At 43.6% G+C, this 15,791-nt stretch carries 17 protein-coding genes; 9 read left to right on the top strand and 8 right to left on the bottom strand.

Translation table 11 applies throughout. From position 1 onward, the window contains the following. The first annotated feature begins 28 nt into the window (after positions 1 to 28). The 3 genes from FM019_RS17695 (at position 29) to FM019_RS17685 (ending at position 2,906) form a co-directional block, all read left to right on the top strand. Positions 29 to 514 carry a hypothetical protein gene (locus FM019_RS17695; RefSeq protein WP_143837302.1) on the top strand — a complete coding sequence of 162 codons (486 nt, stop codon included), beginning with the start codon at positions 29 to 31 and terminating at the stop codon, positions 512 to 514. An 84-nt stretch (positions 515 to 598) separates the two neighbouring features. Next, entirely contained in the window at positions 599 to 985 is a 387-nt protein-coding gene (locus tag FM019_RS17690; RefSeq protein ID WP_143837301.1) for a hypothetical protein, read from the top strand. 301 nt (positions 986 to 1,286) lie between these two features. Beyond that, positions 1,287 to 2,906 (top strand): GMC family oxidoreductase, encoded by a 1,620-nt coding sequence (locus FM019_RS17685; protein ID WP_143837300.1) that lies wholly within the window; start codon positions 1,287 to 1,289, stop codon positions 2,904 to 2,906. A gap of 12 nt (positions 2,907 to 2,918) precedes the next feature. Here FM019_RS17685 and FM019_RS17680 read toward each other — a convergent pair whose 3' ends face one another. After that, positions 2,919 to 3,554, bottom strand: a complete 636-nt coding sequence (locus FM019_RS17680) for a TetR/AcrR family transcriptional regulator (protein ID WP_143837299.1) — start codon at positions 3,552 to 3,554, stop codon at positions 2,919 to 2,921. A gap of 194 nt (positions 3,555 to 3,748) precedes the next feature. On the opposite strand from FM019_RS17680, the gene FM019_RS17675 reads away from it, so the two are divergent. From FM019_RS17675 to FM019_RS17665, 3 genes are all read left to right on the top strand, one after another. Then, on the top strand, positions 3,749 to 4,663 hold the full coding sequence (locus FM019_RS17675) for a crotonase/enoyl-CoA hydratase family protein (RefSeq protein ID WP_143837298.1): 915 nt from the start codon (positions 3,749 to 3,751) through the stop codon (positions 4,661 to 4,663). Between the two features lie 25 nt (positions 4,664 to 4,688). After that, positions 4,689 to 6,728, top strand: a complete 2,040-nt coding sequence (locus FM019_RS17670) for an NADPH-dependent 2,4-dienoyl-CoA reductase (RefSeq protein ID WP_143837297.1) — start codon at positions 4,689 to 4,691, stop codon at positions 6,726 to 6,728. Between the two features lie 284 nt (positions 6,729 to 7,012). Beyond that, positions 7,013 to 7,975 carry a glycine-rich protein gene (locus FM019_RS17665; protein WP_143837791.1) on the top strand — a complete coding sequence of 321 codons (963 nt, stop codon included), beginning with the start codon at positions 7,013 to 7,015 and terminating at the stop codon, positions 7,973 to 7,975. A gap of 107 nt (positions 7,976 to 8,082) precedes the next feature. Here FM019_RS17665 and FM019_RS17660 read toward each other — a convergent pair whose 3' ends face one another. Beyond that, positions 8,083 to 8,664 (bottom strand): superoxide dismutase, encoded by a 582-nt coding sequence (locus FM019_RS17660; RefSeq protein ID WP_143837296.1) that lies wholly within the window; start codon positions 8,662 to 8,664, stop codon positions 8,083 to 8,085. 293 nt (positions 8,665 to 8,957) lie between these two features. Between FM019_RS17660 and FM019_RS17655 the strand changes: the two genes are divergently transcribed. Beyond that, positions 8,958 to 9,293, top strand: coding sequence for a Grx4 family monothiol glutaredoxin (locus FM019_RS17655; protein WP_143837295.1), 336 nt, complete (start codon positions 8,958 to 8,960; stop codon positions 9,291 to 9,293). A 118-nt stretch (positions 9,294 to 9,411) separates the two neighbouring features. Here the strand turns inward: FM019_RS17655 and FM019_RS17650 are convergent, their stop codons facing one another. Continuing rightward, complete coding sequence (locus FM019_RS17650; protein ID WP_143837294.1) at positions 9,412 to 9,606, bottom strand: bacterioferritin-associated ferredoxin; 195 nt, start codon at positions 9,604 to 9,606, stop codon at positions 9,412 to 9,414. Between the two features lie 258 nt (positions 9,607 to 9,864). Between FM019_RS17650 and FM019_RS17645 the strand changes: the two genes are divergently transcribed. Continuing rightward, positions 9,865 to 10,470, top strand: coding sequence for a peroxiredoxin (locus FM019_RS17645; RefSeq protein WP_143837293.1), 606 nt, complete (start codon positions 9,865 to 9,867; stop codon positions 10,468 to 10,470). 74 nt (positions 10,471 to 10,544) lie between these two features. Here the strand turns inward: FM019_RS17645 and FM019_RS17640 are convergent, their stop codons facing one another. From FM019_RS17640 to FM019_RS17630, 3 genes are all read right to left on the bottom strand, one after another. Then, positions 10,545 to 11,144, bottom strand: a complete 600-nt coding sequence (locus FM019_RS17640; RefSeq protein WP_143837292.1) for a Yip1 family protein — start codon at positions 11,142 to 11,144, stop codon at positions 10,545 to 10,547. Between the two features lie 153 nt (positions 11,145 to 11,297). Next, a complete protein-coding gene (locus tag FM019_RS17635) occupies positions 11,298 to 12,290 on the bottom strand; it encodes a YncE family protein (protein WP_143837291.1) in 993 nt (330 codons plus the stop codon). Between the two features lie 206 nt (positions 12,291 to 12,496). Next, a complete protein-coding gene (locus tag FM019_RS17630) occupies positions 12,497 to 13,105 on the bottom strand; it encodes a PEP-CTERM sorting domain-containing protein (protein ID WP_143837290.1) in 609 nt (202 codons plus the stop codon). Positions 13,106 to 13,368: 263 nt separating this feature from the next. Here FM019_RS17630 and FM019_RS17625 point away from each other — a divergent pair, with 263 nt between their 5' ends. Then, positions 13,369 to 14,202 carry a phytanoyl-CoA dioxygenase family protein gene (locus tag FM019_RS17625; protein ID WP_143837289.1) on the top strand — a complete coding sequence of 278 codons (834 nt, stop codon included), beginning with the start codon at positions 13,369 to 13,371 and terminating at the stop codon, positions 14,200 to 14,202. A 37-nt stretch (positions 14,203 to 14,239) separates the two neighbouring features. Here FM019_RS17625 and FM019_RS17620 read toward each other — a convergent pair whose 3' ends face one another. Together FM019_RS17620 and FM019_RS17615 are read right to left on the bottom strand one after the other, a co-directional pair. After that, complete coding sequence (locus FM019_RS17620) at positions 14,240 to 14,710, bottom strand: hypothetical protein (protein ID WP_143837288.1); 471 nt, start codon at positions 14,708 to 14,710, stop codon at positions 14,240 to 14,242. After that, positions 14,710 to 15,723 (bottom strand): DUF6607 family protein, encoded by a 1,014-nt coding sequence (locus tag FM019_RS17615; RefSeq protein WP_143837287.1) that lies wholly within the window; start codon positions 15,721 to 15,723, stop codon positions 14,710 to 14,712. The genes FM019_RS17620 and FM019_RS17615 overlap by 1 nt, the downstream gene beginning before the upstream one ends. Between the last annotated feature and the right edge of the window lie 68 nt (positions 15,724 to 15,791).

The following is a 15,791-nucleotide window of genomic DNA, read 5'->3' as shown; positions in this document are numbered from 1 at the left end:
ATATCGTGTTGTAGAGTATGGAGCAATAGTGGTAAAGAAAAAAACGCAGATTGTTTTAGTGTTGTCCTCAGCATTGTTGTGTTTGATCGGGTTCTATATATTTATTGAATTTCAGGATAAAGCCAAACAAACAACATCGGGGCGCGAAAATACTATCTCGCACTATGCTGAAAGCTCAGCATTAGAAGGTGACGCCAAACTAGGTCCTAAGGAACCTGTTTATTCAAGCGCTAAAGATGAACCTTATGTTTCTAAAAACTTTTCCATCCAAGAAATCAAGAATTTTGAAATTAGCCCTTATCCAGAAGCAATTTCAGCGACTGGATTATTCAGTATTTATCCTTCTTCACCCTTCAAGATATACAAAGAGAATATCGACAAGGCATTGGCTGGCGATGATGCTGCACAATATAGAGTTGCTTTAGCGTTGCGCGAATGTGTCGGCGTCTCTAGTAAAGCGACTATTGATAGACTAGAAGTTGAAAATGAATACTATGATCTTATCGGACAGTAAAAGGCGCATTATATTTATTGCCAAGACCTTATTGAAACCGTCTCTATTGAAAAGCTTAGCTCGAATGAAACACACTACGAATGGATGCTTAAAAGCCACAAACGTGGTAATTCGCATGCAAGTGCATTTGTCTATTCAATACACCCCGAAAGGTTTGAACCTGACGAAGCGTTGGATATTATCGTATCGGCACTAAAAGTAAGAGGGCAAGATGACATTAATGCATACGATGCACTAAAAACTTACATTGCTCACAATCACGAACTCAGTTCAGAATTACAACCAGTCATTGACGTTGCTTTGTGCAATATTAGAGATTGGTGCAATCAAGATGTTATTATGGCCTATGTCGAATACGTCGAGAAATATATTGATGCTCAACAGATAAGACGACGTAGTGATGAAGTCACCGAGCTGATAAAAAACAATGATATATCTGGATTGATTGACTATTTGGATATAGATAATTGAAACTTCCGTAAACTTAACAATCCAATGAGTTAAAACCTAAGACGGTAATTCTGGTCTCCGTAAGTCTTAAGGTAATGAACGTGCAGCGCACTGGAGCAGCTCATCACCCGGCGACAGCATTGCTGGAGCATAATAATAGTCTAGATTTGAATACCATTACATTTCAGTAACACCCATTTGACTTTTTTGATACACTCACTGGTATGACATCAGAGCAGTTGCTGAGTAATTTTTACTGGTAATAGAATTTTTTATCGTTTTCAGTGACTTAGATTTTCCATAGTAGTAGTAAAGAGAATAAATGCACGATTTAACGCAGACTCAATTCGATTTTATTATTGTCGGAGCCGGTTCCGCTGGCGCTGCCTTAGCATCCCGATTGACTGAAAATCCAAAGGTAAGCGTATGTTTGCTTGAAGCCGGGGGCAAAGATTCCAATCCACTTATCCATATTCCTTTTGGCCTGTCTTTACTTGCTCGTATTGACGGTGTGGGTTGGAAGTATGATACGGCGGAGCAAACAGAGTTGGACAATCGTGAGTTGTATTGGCCGCGTGGTAAAACGTTAGGCGGATCAAGTTCAATTAACGCCATGTGTTATATCCGTGGTGATCAAAAAGACTATGATGACTGGCATGAACAGGGAGCGACGGGCTGGGACTGGCAGTCGGTTAAACCTTATTTTTTAAAGTCCGAGAAGCAGCAACATGGTGCAAGCGACGATCACGGTGACCAAGGGTTATTGAGTGTAAACGACTTACGCCACCACAATCCGTTGTCTGAATCCTTTGTGAAAAGCTCAGCTGAAGTTGGGATGAAGACCTTACAGGATTTTAATGGCTCAGAACGGGAAGGGTTGGGGTTCTATCAAGTGACGCAGGCTAACGGTCAGCGTTGTTCAACCGCTAAAGGTTATCTTAAGCCCGCGCTGGAGCGGACTAATTTGACCGTGTTGACTCACGCTCAAGTAGAACGAATCGTCTTTGAGCAAAAACGTGCAACGGGCGTTTCTTTAACCTTAAAAGGCAAGCCTGTTCAATTGCAAGCCAGCAAAGAAGTGATTGTCTCCGGTGGCGCGATTAACAGCCCACAGGTGCTGATGCTTTCTGGCATTGGCCCGAAGGAACATTTGGCAGAGCATGGTATCGAAACCTTGGTTGATTTGCCTGGCGTAGGCCAGAACTTGCAAGATCACCTAGATGCTATTGTGCAGCATCGCTGTCAGGCCAAAGAAGGCTACGCAGTGGCGTTTGGCTCGATTCCTATGTATATCAAGGCGGCATTTCAATATATGTTCGGTCGTAAGGGCGTTTTATCGTCAAATATTGCCGAAGCGGGCGGCTTTGCAAAAACCAAACATGCAACTGACAGACCGGACATTCAGTACCATTTCTTACCGGCAATCTTGTTAAATCATGGTCGCAGCACCGCGTTTGGATATGGTTATGGTGTGCACGTCTGTTGTTTGTATCCAAAAAGTCGAGGCGAGATCCGCTTACGTTCAAATGATCCTCTTGCTCCGGCAATTATTGATCCCAAGTATCTTACCCATGAAGATGATGTAGCTGTGATGATTGATGGTGTGAGAAAAGCCCGCGAAATCCTTGCCGCAGAAGAGTTTCAGCAATACGGGTCCTGGGAAATTGGCCCAGGACCTGAAGCCCAATCTGATGAAGAGATTTTAGCCTTTATCCGCAAACGCTCCGAAACCATTTATCATCCCATTGGCACCTGCAAGATGGGCCAGGTTGACGATGAAATGACTGTAGTGGATACGGAATTAAAAGTGAAAGGGGTGAAAGGATTGAGAGTGGTTGACGCGTCGGTGATGCCCAGTTTGATTGGTGGTAACACTAACGCACCAACGATTATGATCGCTGAGCGTGCCGCTGATATGCTCAAACAGGAACATAATATTTAACCCCAATTGGGGTTAATTAGCGCTTTGCGTTGATGTGGTAACAAACAACTCTACTGCAGTTTCACACATTTCATCAATATGGCTGGCATCTGCATAGATGCCATCTATTAATAATCGAGCGATGCCGTGCATCGTCCCCCAGGTTACCTGAGCTAGACGCAGTGTATCGGCATGTTTTGGCATAACGCCCTGTTCTTGCCAGGTTCGGGTCATCTCAACTTGATACTGAAAACTCGGGTAAGCAACAGCTTTCAGTGAATCAGTAGCCGCCTGATTTTTCCAAATGGTGCGACCAAACATAAGATCATAGAGTTCTGGGTTATCAGCAGCGTAATTGATGTAACCATGAATAAAGCGTCGGTATTTTTCTTTGTTACTGACATCGACTTGGTTAAAAATCTGCTTAGCTTGTTGCTTCCAGTGGGCAAAACCTTGCTCAGCAATAGCACACAGTAACTCGTTTTTATCTTTAAAATGATGGTAAGGAGCGGTTCGTGATACGCCAACCTTATCGGCCAGCTTACGCAGTGATAAACCTTCAACGCCTCCATCTTTTAACATCTTAGTTGCAGTATCAAGCAGGCTTTTACGCAAATCGCCATGGTGATAAGTTGTTTTCGACGTTGCAGTTAATTTGGGTTTACGCATAAAAAGATGTTGGCTATTTATAATTGTTGTCGCTATTTTCTGAACCTTATCACAGATCTTGACAGCGTCAACATAAGCTCGTATCTTTAGCTTCATCTTGACAATGTCTAGATTGTGTAAAGTGATGACTAACGGGCAATTCATCTTGCTTATTGCACTCCATAAATCAACTAAACTGTCGTTGTTGATAAGTCATGTTTAACTTACACAACAGCTTAATCGCGGAGAGAACCAAAGTGGAAAACGCAGAATCTAATTTGTCTTTTGAAGGGCTTAAGACCCTTAACGTCACTATCGAAAATCAAATCGCGCATATCCAATTATGCCGCCCTGAGCAACTTAACAGTATGATCCCAGAGTTCTGGCTAGAGCTGCCAGTGGTGGTTAACAAGATCGATGAACATTCCGCAGCGCGAGTCATTGTGATTTCTTCAATCGGTAAGCATTTCAGCGCAGGCATGGACTTATCTGTGTTTACAAATATGGCCAAAGACTTCAAAGGTGAACCTGCAAGGCGTGCGGAAAAAATGCGTCGCTCTGTACTGGAGTTACAAGGCTCTTTTAACGCGCTGGAAGAAGTGCGTATTCCTGTTTTGGCAGCGGTTCAAGGTGGTGTCATTGGCGGTGCCGTTGACATGATATGTGCAGCAGATTGTCGCTATGCAACAAAAGATGCGTTTTTTACCATTAAAGAAACTGAAATTGGCATGACGGCAGATGTCGGAACTCTTCAGAGGTTGCCGCACCTCATTCCTCAAGGATTAATCCGTGAACTTGCTTTTACCGGCAGAAACTGGAGTGCCAACGAAGCCCTGGCACAAGGGTTCATCAATCAGGTCTATGATGATCAAGAGACCATGCTCAAAGAAGTTATGGACATTGCGAAGCGCATTGCTATGCACTCCCCGATGGCGGTTGCAGGCTGCAAAGAAATGATCAACTACACCCGTGATCACTCCGTCGCCGATAGCCTGAATTATATGGCCACCTGGCAAGCCGGTATGTTTCAAATGCCAGATATTCAAGAAGCCATGACGGCTCAACAACAAAAACGCATGCCATCTTACCCAGAATTATTAGACAAAAAATCAATGATGTCTGGCAAATAGTCAGACGTCGACAGGAATTAATACAATGACAGCAGACTTAAAAATCACTGAACCCTATCCACATTTGTTCCAGCCTTTGGATTTAGGATTTACCACACTAAAAAATCGCGTATTGATGGGCTCCATGCATACGGGCTTGGAAGAAGCACCCGGCGGACATGAGCGTATGGCAGTATTTTTTGCCGAGCGCGCCCGTGGTGGGGTTGGCCTTATTGTCACCGGTGGAATTGGCCCTAATGATGAGGGCGCTACTCATGCCAAAACAAATCGTCTGGACAATGACGAACGAGTTGCACAGCACAAAATGATCACCGACGCTGTGCATGCCGAAGATGGTAAAATCTGCATGCAGATATTGCATACAGGGCGTTATGCTTACAACCCAAATCTGGTTGCACCTTCCGCAGTACAAGCCCCTATCAATCCATTCAAACCTAAAGAATTAGACGAAGAGGGGATCCAAAAGCAGATTGACGATTTTGTTTTCACCGCCAAACAAGCACAAAAGGCCGGCTATGACGGTGTCGAAATTATGGGTTCAGAAGGCTATTTTCTGAACCAATTTATCGCCTCTAGAACCAATTACCGTGAGGATAAGTGGGGTGGTGAGTACCAGAACCGGATCCGCTTGCCGATTGAAGTCGTGCGCAGAGTGCGCGAAGCCGTTGGCGAAAAGTTCATTATCATCTACCGTTTGTCGATGCTCGATTTAGTTGAGGGGGGGTCGACCTACAATGAAGTGGTTGAGTTAGGTTTAGAAATTGAAAAAGCCGGGGCTACCATCATCAACACGGGTATTGGCTGGCATGAAGCGCGCATTCCGACGATTGCTACGAAAGTGCCTCGAGCAGCTTTTACCTGGGTGACCGCTAAATTCAGACAAGCGTTGAATATCCCTGTCATTACATCAAACCGCATTAATACCCCACAAGTAGCCGAAGAAGTATTGGCTCGTGGCGATGCCGATATGGTGTCAATGGCTAGACCATTTCTTGCCGATGCAGAATTTGTTATTAAAGCAAAAGAGGGCCGAGCAGATGAAATTAATACCTGCATCGGTTGTAATCAGGCGTGTCTTGACCATGTGTTTGAAAACAAAAATGCCAGCTGTTTGGTTAATCCAAGAGCCTGTCATGAAACTGAGCTTAACATTGTCGCCGCTCCGGTTATTAAAAAAATGGCAGTGATTGGCGCTGGTCCCGCTGGCCTCGCAGCCGCAGTATCGTTGGCGCAACGGGGTCACAAGGTTAGCTTATTTGATTCAGCTTCTGAAATTGGTGGGCAATTTAATATTGCCAAACAAATCCCCGGTAAAGAGGAATTTTACGAAACACTAAGATATTTTGGGAAGCAACTTGAGCTGCAACATGTTGATTTACATCTCAACACTCGTGTTGACGCTGCCATGCTCAATGAAAGCGATTTTGACGAAGTCATCATTGCTACAGGGATTAAACCGCGTACCCCGGAAATTGAAGGGATTGGGCATGAAAAAGTGTTGGGATATTTAGATGTGATCCGCGATAAAAAACCGGTAGGTAAAAAAGTTGCGGTAATCGGAGCGGGCGGTATTGGTTTTGATGTGTCAGAATATTTAGCGCACGCCGGAGAATCAACCAGCCAGAATATTCCCGCATTTATGAAAGAATGGGGCATTGACATGACCTTTTCTTCTCGCGGCGGAATAGAAGGTATGAAGCCCCAACCTACAGCATCAGGTAGAGAGATCTTCTTGCTGCAGCGAAAATCCACCAAAGTGGGCGCTAATTTGGGAAAAACCACAGGATGGGCACACCGTGCAGGTCTTCTGGCTCGCGGTGTAAATATGCTTGCGGGGGTTGAATACGTAAAAATTGATGATCAGGGTTTGCACATTAAGGTAAATGATCAATCTCAAATACTGGATGTCGATAATATTATTGTTTGCGCAGGGCAAGATCCGCTTAAAGAGCTGGCTGAAGGATTGAATAAACCCTTCCACTGCATAGGTGGTGCCGATGTCGCTGCTGAATTAGACGCTAAGCGCGCGATAGATCAGGGCACTCGTTTAGCAGCAATACTTTAACCAATTCTCCTATTCCCGTTTAGCTGGGTGTGCAAAGCGCACCAGCTGCGGGATTTTCACCCAAAGTAGTCACCAGCATAAGTAATAAACCTGACTTGCGACATTCTTTAATAGGGTTCAATGGGTGATTAATAAATGCACAGTTTATGTCGATTAATTTTACACCCCCGTCTTTTATCTTGAAAAAATTTATAAAAATCAATGGCATGAGAATTGGTCTGAATTCTGCATTGTACTCTTTAACATATCATTCGATTTTCTTGTGATTAATTAACGAGGTACACATGAAAGCATTTACGAATATTAAATGTGCTTTAGCTGCAGCAATTCTACTTCCAATCTCTTCGGCTCACGCCGAATTAATTCAATTTGACTACACAGGTGCAATGCAACAGTGGGTCACACCAGACAATGTATCGTCAATCACCGTGAGAGCGTGGGGCGCGCAAGGCCAATCAAATGCGCTTAATGTCATCGGCGGATTGGGTGCTTTTGTTTCTGGAACCTTAGATGTCAATGCTGGCGACGTGCTGAATATCTTTGTTGGTGGCGGCGGCGAAGTATCTGCTTTTGGTGGTTTTAATGGTGGTGGAAATGCAGGATTAATTGGTGCTACTAATGCATTTGGCGGTGGAGGTGGCGGTGCTACTGACATTCGCATTGGCGGAGCAGATCTTTTTGACCGTGTAGTCGTGGCTGCAGGCGGCGGTGGAGCGGGCGGTAATCGTGTTCGAGGACAAGGTCGCGGCACTGGTGGAGGCGGTGGCGCTGGCTACTATGGCGGTGGTGGCGGTGCTGCATGGCCATTCGCATCACAGACACTGGCTACTGGTGGTACACAAAGCCAAGGCGGTACTGGTGGTACTTCTACTTATACCTCGGCTGGGAATAACAATGGAAGCCAAGGTGCTTTGGGATTTGGTGGCAATGGTGGCAATGAAGTCACTTCCAATCAAGCGGGCAGCGGCACGGCATCGCAAGGTGGTGCAGGCGGTGCTTTAGTCGGAGGTTCTGGCCAATACGGTGTGAACTGGACAGGGCAATCGGGTGCTGGTGGTTCTTCTTATGCGGGACTGCTATACGATGTCTCGATGCTCGGTGGCATACGAACAGGTAATGGCTTCTTAGAGATTGAATTCGAAAGAACAAGCGTTCAAGTTCCCGCACCTGCAACAAGCTTGTTGTTAGTTTTGGGTTTGTCTTCATTCGCTCTGGTTAGACGCCGCAAAGCGAAGGCATCAGTTTAGGATTTAGATTTATCCGCAAACTTTGCGTTGTATGTTTAGTTAAACGAGATAATGTGCGCATAAAAAAACCAGTTCATTTGAACTGGTTTTTTTGTACACGTAATGGTTTAAGCGAAGTTTGCCGCCGCAAAATCCCAGTTTACCAGTGACCAAAAGCCACCTAGATAATTAGGACGAACATTACGGTAGTCAATGTAGTAAGCGTGTTCCCACAAATCCACAGTGATAAGTGGTGTCAAACCTTCTTCAGTAATCGGTGTACCAGCGTTGCTAGTATTAACGATATCTAAACCGCCATCAGCAGTTTTTACTAACCATGTCCAGCTAGAACCAAAGTTGTTGACCGCTTTGTCGTTGAATGCCGCTTTGAACTCATCAAATGAGCCCCATTTTGCGTTGATCGCGTCTGCCAATGCGCCAGTCGGTGCACCGCCGCCGTTAGGGCTTAAGCTGTTCCAGTAAAACGTATGGTTCCAAATCTGTGCAGCATTGTTGAATACGCCGCCGTCAGATTGTTTTACCACGTCTTCAAGGCTCATATCTGCCATTGGCGTGCCTTCAACCAAGCCATTTAGCTTAGTGACGTAAGTTGCATGGTGTTTGCCATGGTGGAACTCTAGCGTCTCGGCTGAGATATGAGGCTCTAGTGCGTTCTTTTCGTACGGTAACGGGGGTAGTTCAAATGCCATGTTAGGTCTCCATTGATTGAGCAATAACTGTATTTAATGCTTGTGCCGCTAAATGCTAGCTTGAATCGTCATAAAGTAAAGCAACTAATATGCATAACTGATTCAAACAACACTTTCGATTTCCAGTGTAATGGGGGTACTTTTTCTAAGTTCAACCCACAAATAAGTTTTACTAATGCTAACACCTTTAGATCACTTTATTATCCTATAGCAACTAAACATTTATCTAGTTGGTCTTGAAACAGGTAAACTCGTACTTATATTATCGGTAATTAAACGTTGAGAGTGGTTAAATGGATACTGTAGATAAAATTAAACAGCAAATTGCTGAAAACCCCATCCTTTTGTACATGAAAGGTTCACCTAAGCTCCCTAGCTGTGGATTCTCTTCACAGGCCTCGCAAGCATTGATGTCATGTGGAGAGCAGTTTGCTTACGTTGATATCCTGCAAAACCCAGATATTCGAGCTGAATTACCTAAATATGCCGACTGGCCAACCTTTCCTCAGTTGTGGGTAGATGGTGAATTGGTTGGTGGATGTGACATTATCATGGAAATGTTTCAGCAGGGTGAGCTTCAGCCACTAATCAAAGAAACTGCCGCAAAAAATAATGAAAACGCTGAGTAGACTAGGTCGCGGTAACAGTGATTAATCCTGAAATAGGTGTCAAGGTTATTTAAGACGTGGCATAGATAACAAAAAAGGAGCTTGAGCTCCTTTTTTTGTGAGTTATTTACAATAATCGTTAACAGACTTCTTTAAACAGCGATTCATCAATAATGGTGGTATCGATTATTTCCTGCGCCATTTGAATGCAGCGTCCACATTGACTACCAACGCCAAGCCTGCTGCGCAACTCACGGGTGGTGCCCACGCCGTCTTCCAGCACTGCTTGTTTAATTGCTTTGTCAGTTATGCCATGGCACAAACATACGTACATAAATAGCCCTCAATCTTTATGCAAATGATAATAGTTGTTATTTGCATCTTTATCAAGGTTTTTTTCGTTCAATATTTACTCTGAATAAGTGCAAAATCTAACTCTATGTCATATCTACAATTTTTTTAGGCAAAAACACTAAAAATGCCTTGGATTTTATTGATCAGGTCTTATATCTCGTACGTATTACAAAATTCATCATCAAATTTGGTGATGCCTTATCTCGAAACTAAGTTTAATGTCTAATTGGAGAATAAAATGAGTGTATTAGTCGGTCGTCCAGCGCCTGATTTTACTGCAGCAGCAGTACTTGGTAGTGGTGAAATCGTTGACAGCTTTACGTTGAGCGAAAATATTAAAGGCAAAAAAGCCGTATTGTTTTTCTATCCGCTGGATTTCACTTTTGTTTGTCCTTCTGAGCTAATAGCATTTGATAAACGTTTCGATGAATTCAAAAAACGCGGCGTTGAAGTGATTGGCGTGTCAATCGACTCTCAATTTAGCCACAACGCATGGCGTAACACGCCTGTAAATCAAGGCGGTATTGGTCCGGTAAAATACACCCTAGTTGCAGACGTAAAACATGAAATCTGTCAAGCCTACGACGTTGAGCATCCGGCTGATGGTGTTGCGTTCCGTGGCTCATTCCTAATTGATGCAGAAGGTAACGTGCGTCACCAAGTTGTTAACGATCTACCGCTAGGTCGTAACGTCGACGAAATGCTACGCATGGTTGATGCGTTGAACTTTCATGAAGAGCACGGCGAAGTTTGTCCTGCTGGCTGGCAAGAAGGTAGCAAAGGTATGGATGCAAGCCCGGAAGGCGTAGCTAAGTATCTTTCAGAGAATGCTGAAGGGCTTTAACAAGCTCATATTAGATTTAAAAAAAACCGCTTCAATGAAGCGGTTTTTTTATGTCTAACGAAATAAGAGCGCTGTTAATGGGTGAAGACCGGGTCGCCTATGACGCTCCACATCAACACTGACCCGACCATCAATACCACTAACAATATGAGTCCAGCAGTTACCACTGAGCTTGAATAAATGAAGCCTTTGTCTTCAGGAATGTGCAGCATAATGGGCACGCCGGAATACAACAAATAAATCGAGTAGGAGACACCCACAAAGGCAACCATCATCACAAACCACAATGCCGGATAGAAGGCTGCAAACCCACACATAAATAAAGGAGTTGCCGTGTATGCGGCTAATTCAAGGGATTGTGTGTAGGTGGGTTCTGAATCAAACACTTTGGCTAATTCATGAATAATAATTGCCAACGCAACAACGCCGGCCATAAGGCCGAAGTACATTCCGATGCCAAGAGAAACGGCTGAACCTTGATCGAGTTTAATAGCTTCGCCAACGCCTATACTCCAACCCAAATGGTAGGAAGAATAGTAACTCAATAATGCAGGTATAAGGGCAATAATACAGATATGACTCAAGCTATAAATATAGCTCTCATGTCGTTCATCTATTGCGTGCCACTCTTCTTTTGGATGGGTGTAGATTCCCCATAGGTGATTCAATATCACAGTACAACTCCTTGGATGGCTTTATCGGATTGTTCGTTTAGTGAACACTGGTTAAATAAAAAGTAACCCTCTGATTACAGTTTGTTAACAACAGTGTCTTTCACTACGCCAATCAGGTCAACCAATTTGTGTAATTTTCAATCTAATTTGTTGTTATTTATGTACAAAAGGCGAAAAGCCAATGCCGTCAGGTCCATCACCGGCAGGTAATTCAAACAGCGTTTTTCCCGATGGGATATCGATGGCCAAAATTTTATCTTGTGAATATAGGGATAAAAATAGTGTTGTATTATTTGGATGGAAAATCACGCCCTTGGGACCAGTGCCTGTTTCAAATTGAACACGTTTTATTTTGGCTCTTCTTTTAACATCGAAGATGTCCAGGGTGTCCTGCCGATAATCGGGCACCACCGCATATTTTTGATTTGGCGTGAGTAGTATCCGGTACGGAAATGTGTACCCTGACCACTGCTTTACCTGCGAAAAGCTCTCAGTCTCAAACAACGTCACTAAACCATTTTTATTGCTTCCCACCCACAACTCTTTTCCATCTTGGCTAACGGTCACAGCCTCAGGGGTTGTTGGCATAGGAATATTCTTAATACGTCTTGCGGTAGCAACATCTAACACAGATACTGTATCGTTCTGCATATTGGTGGTGTATATCACGTCCGATGCTTCAGGCACCGCCACCATATGCGAGCCTTTTTGTGCGGTATCAATAGCGTTTACAATGTCACCGGTATGTATGTTTACCACAACGGCAGTATCTGAACCTTCTGATGAAACGGCAACATGTGCTTGGTCATTAAAAAAGAGGATACCATGGGGGCGAGGGTAGTCTTTTAATGAAATTGTTCGGCTGACCTTGGCGTTTTCAACGTCAAATACAGTCAGACTATTTCCGCCTACATAATCTGTGCTAACCGCCCATTTCCCGTTTTTGCTCATCGCTAATTCATGTGGGCCTTTGCCGGTAGGTAGGTTCTTGATAATCGAGCGGCTTTGAATATCGACAAAGGTCACATCATCTCCCAATTTGTTCACGACGACGATAGTGCCTTCAAGGCTAGCGTCTTGAGCAAAGGAAAAAGCCGTGGTTAAAACCCAAAGCGATGCCAAAAGCCAAGATTTTCGTAAAAACATAGTATTTACCTTACATTTGAAATTTTTCAGATACAGAATTGCCCTAAAATTTAGGTTACTTTGTTTTGAGGGGGAATACACCTACGTCACTGAAATTTGAACGTGCTGGCAAATTATTAACGGGGAAAGGACAGAAAAGTCGAAACGTTAGAAAAACATAATGTAAGACTATCCACCGGTGGTTAGCCCTACATTACTCATTTATTTTATTTTCTACGGCAAAAACCTAGCCCAAGTACCGTGAAAGCCAATAGCGCTAAGCTGCCGGGCTCAGGTACGCTAACCGCATCAAATTCTAAGTCATCCATTGCCCAAGCCCAGTCGTTGTTGGGTTGCAGTCCTTGAATTCTAGAAACACCAGCAGCTGCGAAACTGACGGGAACAAATAACGAACCATTAGATGTTACAGATTGCGTTTCCAAGAGAACATCATTGGAATCGAACAAATTAAAAGTTACTTCCAAACTTCCAAGGGTATCTAGCATAAAGGAAATGTTCGAAGCAGCGGAAGCAAAAAATATTTCAATACTGTCTGCTCGACCACCAGGACAACCTGGACTCGCGTCGCTGCAGTTGGTAAGGACGTTAGGAGCACTAGGAGCTGCATTTCCGTCTGGCTCTGGCGCAGCATTTATATCTACCGCATTTCCATCCTCCAAGCCCAAGAAAGTCACTCCCCAAGCCTGGTACTGATCGGTGATAGGAGTATTTGCACTAATGGCGTCACCATTGGCATCAACATCGAAATTTATTAACACAGCAAAAGCTTGACTACTCAATAAGCTTAGAGCGAATACAAACAGTATCTTTTTCATTCTTGTTTCCTTCGGTATACAAGTGCTCAAATTTTAAGCATTAACGGTGCCATGAATAAATATCTCTGTTAAATCAGCGGTTTGGAAGTTCTAGATATAATTGGCAAACGTTTATTGTTAAAAAAGCTGACAAAGGGCTTCCAAAAGCATCGGGTAATAATAGACGAGGCGTTTTTCATTTAACGCCAATCCAAATTAAAAAACTTGCCCTTCATCCCCAGTCTCATTCAAACTATAGTGCAAAAATAGTCGTTGGAAGTTAAATGTTAAATCGCACAAAAATCGATGCTTTTGAACAGAATGGATATCTTGTCCTTTCTGAATTTTTTACTGTTGAACAAATGAATGCGCTTAAATCAGCAGCCCTTAAAATCGTTGATGATTTTGATCCAAATTCCACTCGCTCGGTTTTTTCAACAAAAACATCTGATACCAATAGAGACGATTATTTTCTAGATTCTGGTGACAAAGTTAGATGCTTCTTTGAAGAAGATGCGTTTGATGAACAAGGCCAGCTACAGCAGCCAAAACATCTGAGTATCAATAAAATAGGCCATGCACTGCATGTGTTATCGCCGGTCTTTGCAGAATTTAGTCAATCAAAAGACATTGCCAAGATCGCAACAGATCTTGGCGTGAAAAGCCCCGAAATTCGCCAATCCATGTACATTTTTAAGCAGCCGAAAATTGGTGGCGTGATCCGCTGGCACCAAGACGTTTCTTATTTTATGACACAACCCACGTCAGTGGTGACATTTTGGTTTGCAATCGAAGATGCTACGCTACTCAATGGCTGTTTGCAGGTAGATAAAAATGGCGCAAATTTTCCTATAAAGGAGCAATTCAAGCGCTATATTGACGATACTACCGAATTAGTTTCTTTAACCGATGTTGGCTGGCCGGCAAATGATCAAGCGGTACCACTCGAAGTCAAGGCTGGCTCTTTGGTGATTTTCAACGGTAATCTACCGCATTTTAGTGAAGCTAATCGTTCAGACAAGTCACGCCATGCGTTCACCTTGCATATTACCTCAGGAAAGACAAAATATGATGAACACAACTGGCTTCAAGCGCAGCCAGTTCCGTTAGTTGTTTAATTGTCGGTGTCTGCATCTTCGTTATTGAGCCAAGGGATCATCGTTGACTGAAAAAGTGGTAGACCTTTGAACCTAGCCAAGCTAGCCCTATCGCAATGAAGAACTGGCTAATGGCTCCGTGACTGGCTTCAAGGGTTTCGTACAAGGTTTGCATGCGTTCTACTGGAGTTGGGATGATAAACCAGTCAAAAACTTTAATGTCAGACCCTCTTGCCCAAACGGTAAAGAATCCCGTGACGAACAAAACACCTAACGTTAGCCAAAACAGATTGTCTAATACCTTGACAACCTGAGAGAGATTTCCCTTTGATTGACGGGTCTTTAGGAACATTACATAGGTTAAAACGGGTAGTAACCACACCACGGCAAAACCCACATGATCCCAAATGGCTGCGATCAGCTGCGTTCTGTCAGGTTGTTTGTGAATAATGCTCCCTGTCCAAAACACCCAAAGGATAGCCATTAAAATGGCTATCCAAATCAGCGTATTGATAACTTTTTCGGTCATTAATAGTTGACCATTGTTGAATAGTCAACGCGAGGAAAGTCGCTCAATTCATTCGTGGTAAATTGCTCTATGGTTTGCAAAGCGTTCTCAATGGCCTCGTTCAGTGGCATCTTGCCTTCTTTGACATACCCCGCGTACTCTAGCAAGGGCATGTATAAAGGTGTCGGTTCACCCTGTACGGTCAACTCATATTGTGCGTGTTGCTCGTCGAGCTGGGACCATTTGTCTCTAACGCCTTGCCAGTAGGCTTCGGTGGCCTGCCAATAATCATCTGCAACGTTAAATGCAAAGTCATCGTTATGCACATAACGATTAACACCAATTTCTCGGACCAATAACTCTGGGCCCTGTGGGCGCAAAATTAGCTTTGAATTATCCTGCTCGTGCACCCAGCCCGTTGGTGTGATGGCGTGGCGATTGCTTGCTAAAATGGCGTGATAATCGTCTCTTTTAGTCATATCGCGACGTGGTAGGGGACGCAGGCTGGCTTCTGAGGTCCATTGGGATATGCCATTTTCATGGTGCCAAGCGGCGATGCCTGCATAACGGGGACTATCATCCACTTGATAAACAACCTGCGCCCATTTTCCAATACGTTCATTGTCTACCAATGTTCTTTTCTGCCAGGAATTGAACCCAACAAACTCATGCACTGAGGTAGGCTGATATATCCAATCCTGACGCCAGTGCTTGATGGGAAAAGGCTTGTCCTTACCGACAATGAGTATGTGTTGTAAGCTAATAAAACCAGGTTGATCGGCAATGACTCTAACCACTTCATGGGCACCTGTTACATAGGGTTCCTTTTTCTCATAGTCCGCTGCAAAGCTAACTGTTTCAGTGAAATCAAAAGTAACTTCGTAGTTTCCAGCCATAGCAAGAATGGCTTGTCGATCTTTTTCGTCTGGCAGCACTTGAGTTGATTGATTGGATAGTGTTGATGAACAGCCGGCTATGCCAATAAAAATTGATGCGTAAAGCAGTGCTGCAAAAGGTGAAATGATTTTTTTCATTAGTATTCCTAGTTAGATTTTGTTTTTAAATCTTAATAAGAATGATTATCGTTTGCAACAAGATAATT

Source organism: Aliiglaciecola sp. M165, from assembly GCF_007197995.1.
Lineage (GTDB): Bacteria > Pseudomonadota > Gammaproteobacteria > Enterobacterales > Alteromonadaceae > Aliiglaciecola.
The sequence above is the reverse complement of the archived record's forward strand: the minus strand, read 5'-3'. Positions and strand labels throughout refer to the sequence as shown.

Excerpts from the sequence above, each read along its gene's own strand:
- FM019_RS17660 (WP_143837296.1), bottom strand. The coding sequence starts at position 8,664 with ATGGCATTTGAACTACCCCCGTTACCGTACGAAAAGAACGCACTAGAG.
- FM019_RS17670 (WP_143837297.1), top strand. The coding sequence starts at position 4,689 with ATGACAGCAGACTTAAAAATCACTGAACCCTATCCACATTTGTTCCAG.
- FM019_RS17690 (WP_143837301.1), top strand. The coding sequence starts at position 599 with ATGCTTAAAAGCCACAAACGTGGTAATTCGCATGCAAGTGCATTTGTC.
- FM019_RS17650 (WP_143837294.1), bottom strand. The coding sequence starts at position 9,606 with ATGTACGTATGTTTGTGCCATGGCATAACTGACAAAGCAATTAAACAA.
- FM019_RS17615 (WP_143837287.1), bottom strand. The coding sequence starts at position 15,723 with ATGAAAAAAATCATTTCACCTTTTGCAGCACTGCTTTACGCATCAATT.
- FM019_RS17635 (WP_143837291.1), bottom strand. The coding sequence starts at position 12,290 with ATGTTTTTACGAAAATCTTGGCTTTTGGCATCGCTTTGGGTTTTAACC.
- FM019_RS17675 (WP_143837298.1), top strand. The coding sequence starts at position 3,749 with ATGTTTAACTTACACAACAGCTTAATCGCGGAGAGAACCAAAGTGGAA.
- FM019_RS17655 (WP_143837295.1), top strand. The coding sequence starts at position 8,958 with ATGGATACTGTAGATAAAATTAAACAGCAAATTGCTGAAAACCCCATC.
- FM019_RS17685 (WP_143837300.1), top strand. The coding sequence starts at position 1,287 with ATGCACGATTTAACGCAGACTCAATTCGATTTTATTATTGTCGGAGCC.
- FM019_RS17680 (WP_143837299.1), bottom strand. The coding sequence starts at position 3,554 with ATGCGTAAACCCAAATTAACTGCAACGTCGAAAACAACTTATCACCAT.
- FM019_RS17630 (WP_143837290.1), bottom strand. The coding sequence starts at position 13,105 with ATGAAAAAGATACTGTTTGTATTCGCTCTAAGCTTATTGAGTAGTCAA.
- FM019_RS17665 (WP_143837791.1), top strand. The coding sequence starts at position 7,013 with ATGAAAGCATTTACGAATATTAAATGTGCTTTAGCTGCAGCAATTCTA.
- FM019_RS17625 (WP_143837289.1), top strand. The coding sequence starts at position 13,369 with ATGTTAAATCGCACAAAAATCGATGCTTTTGAACAGAATGGATATCTT.
- FM019_RS17645 (WP_143837293.1), top strand. The coding sequence starts at position 9,865 with ATGAGTGTATTAGTCGGTCGTCCAGCGCCTGATTTTACTGCAGCAGCA.
- FM019_RS17620 (WP_143837288.1), bottom strand. The coding sequence starts at position 14,710 with ATGACCGAAAAAGTTATCAATACGCTGATTTGGATAGCCATTTTAATG.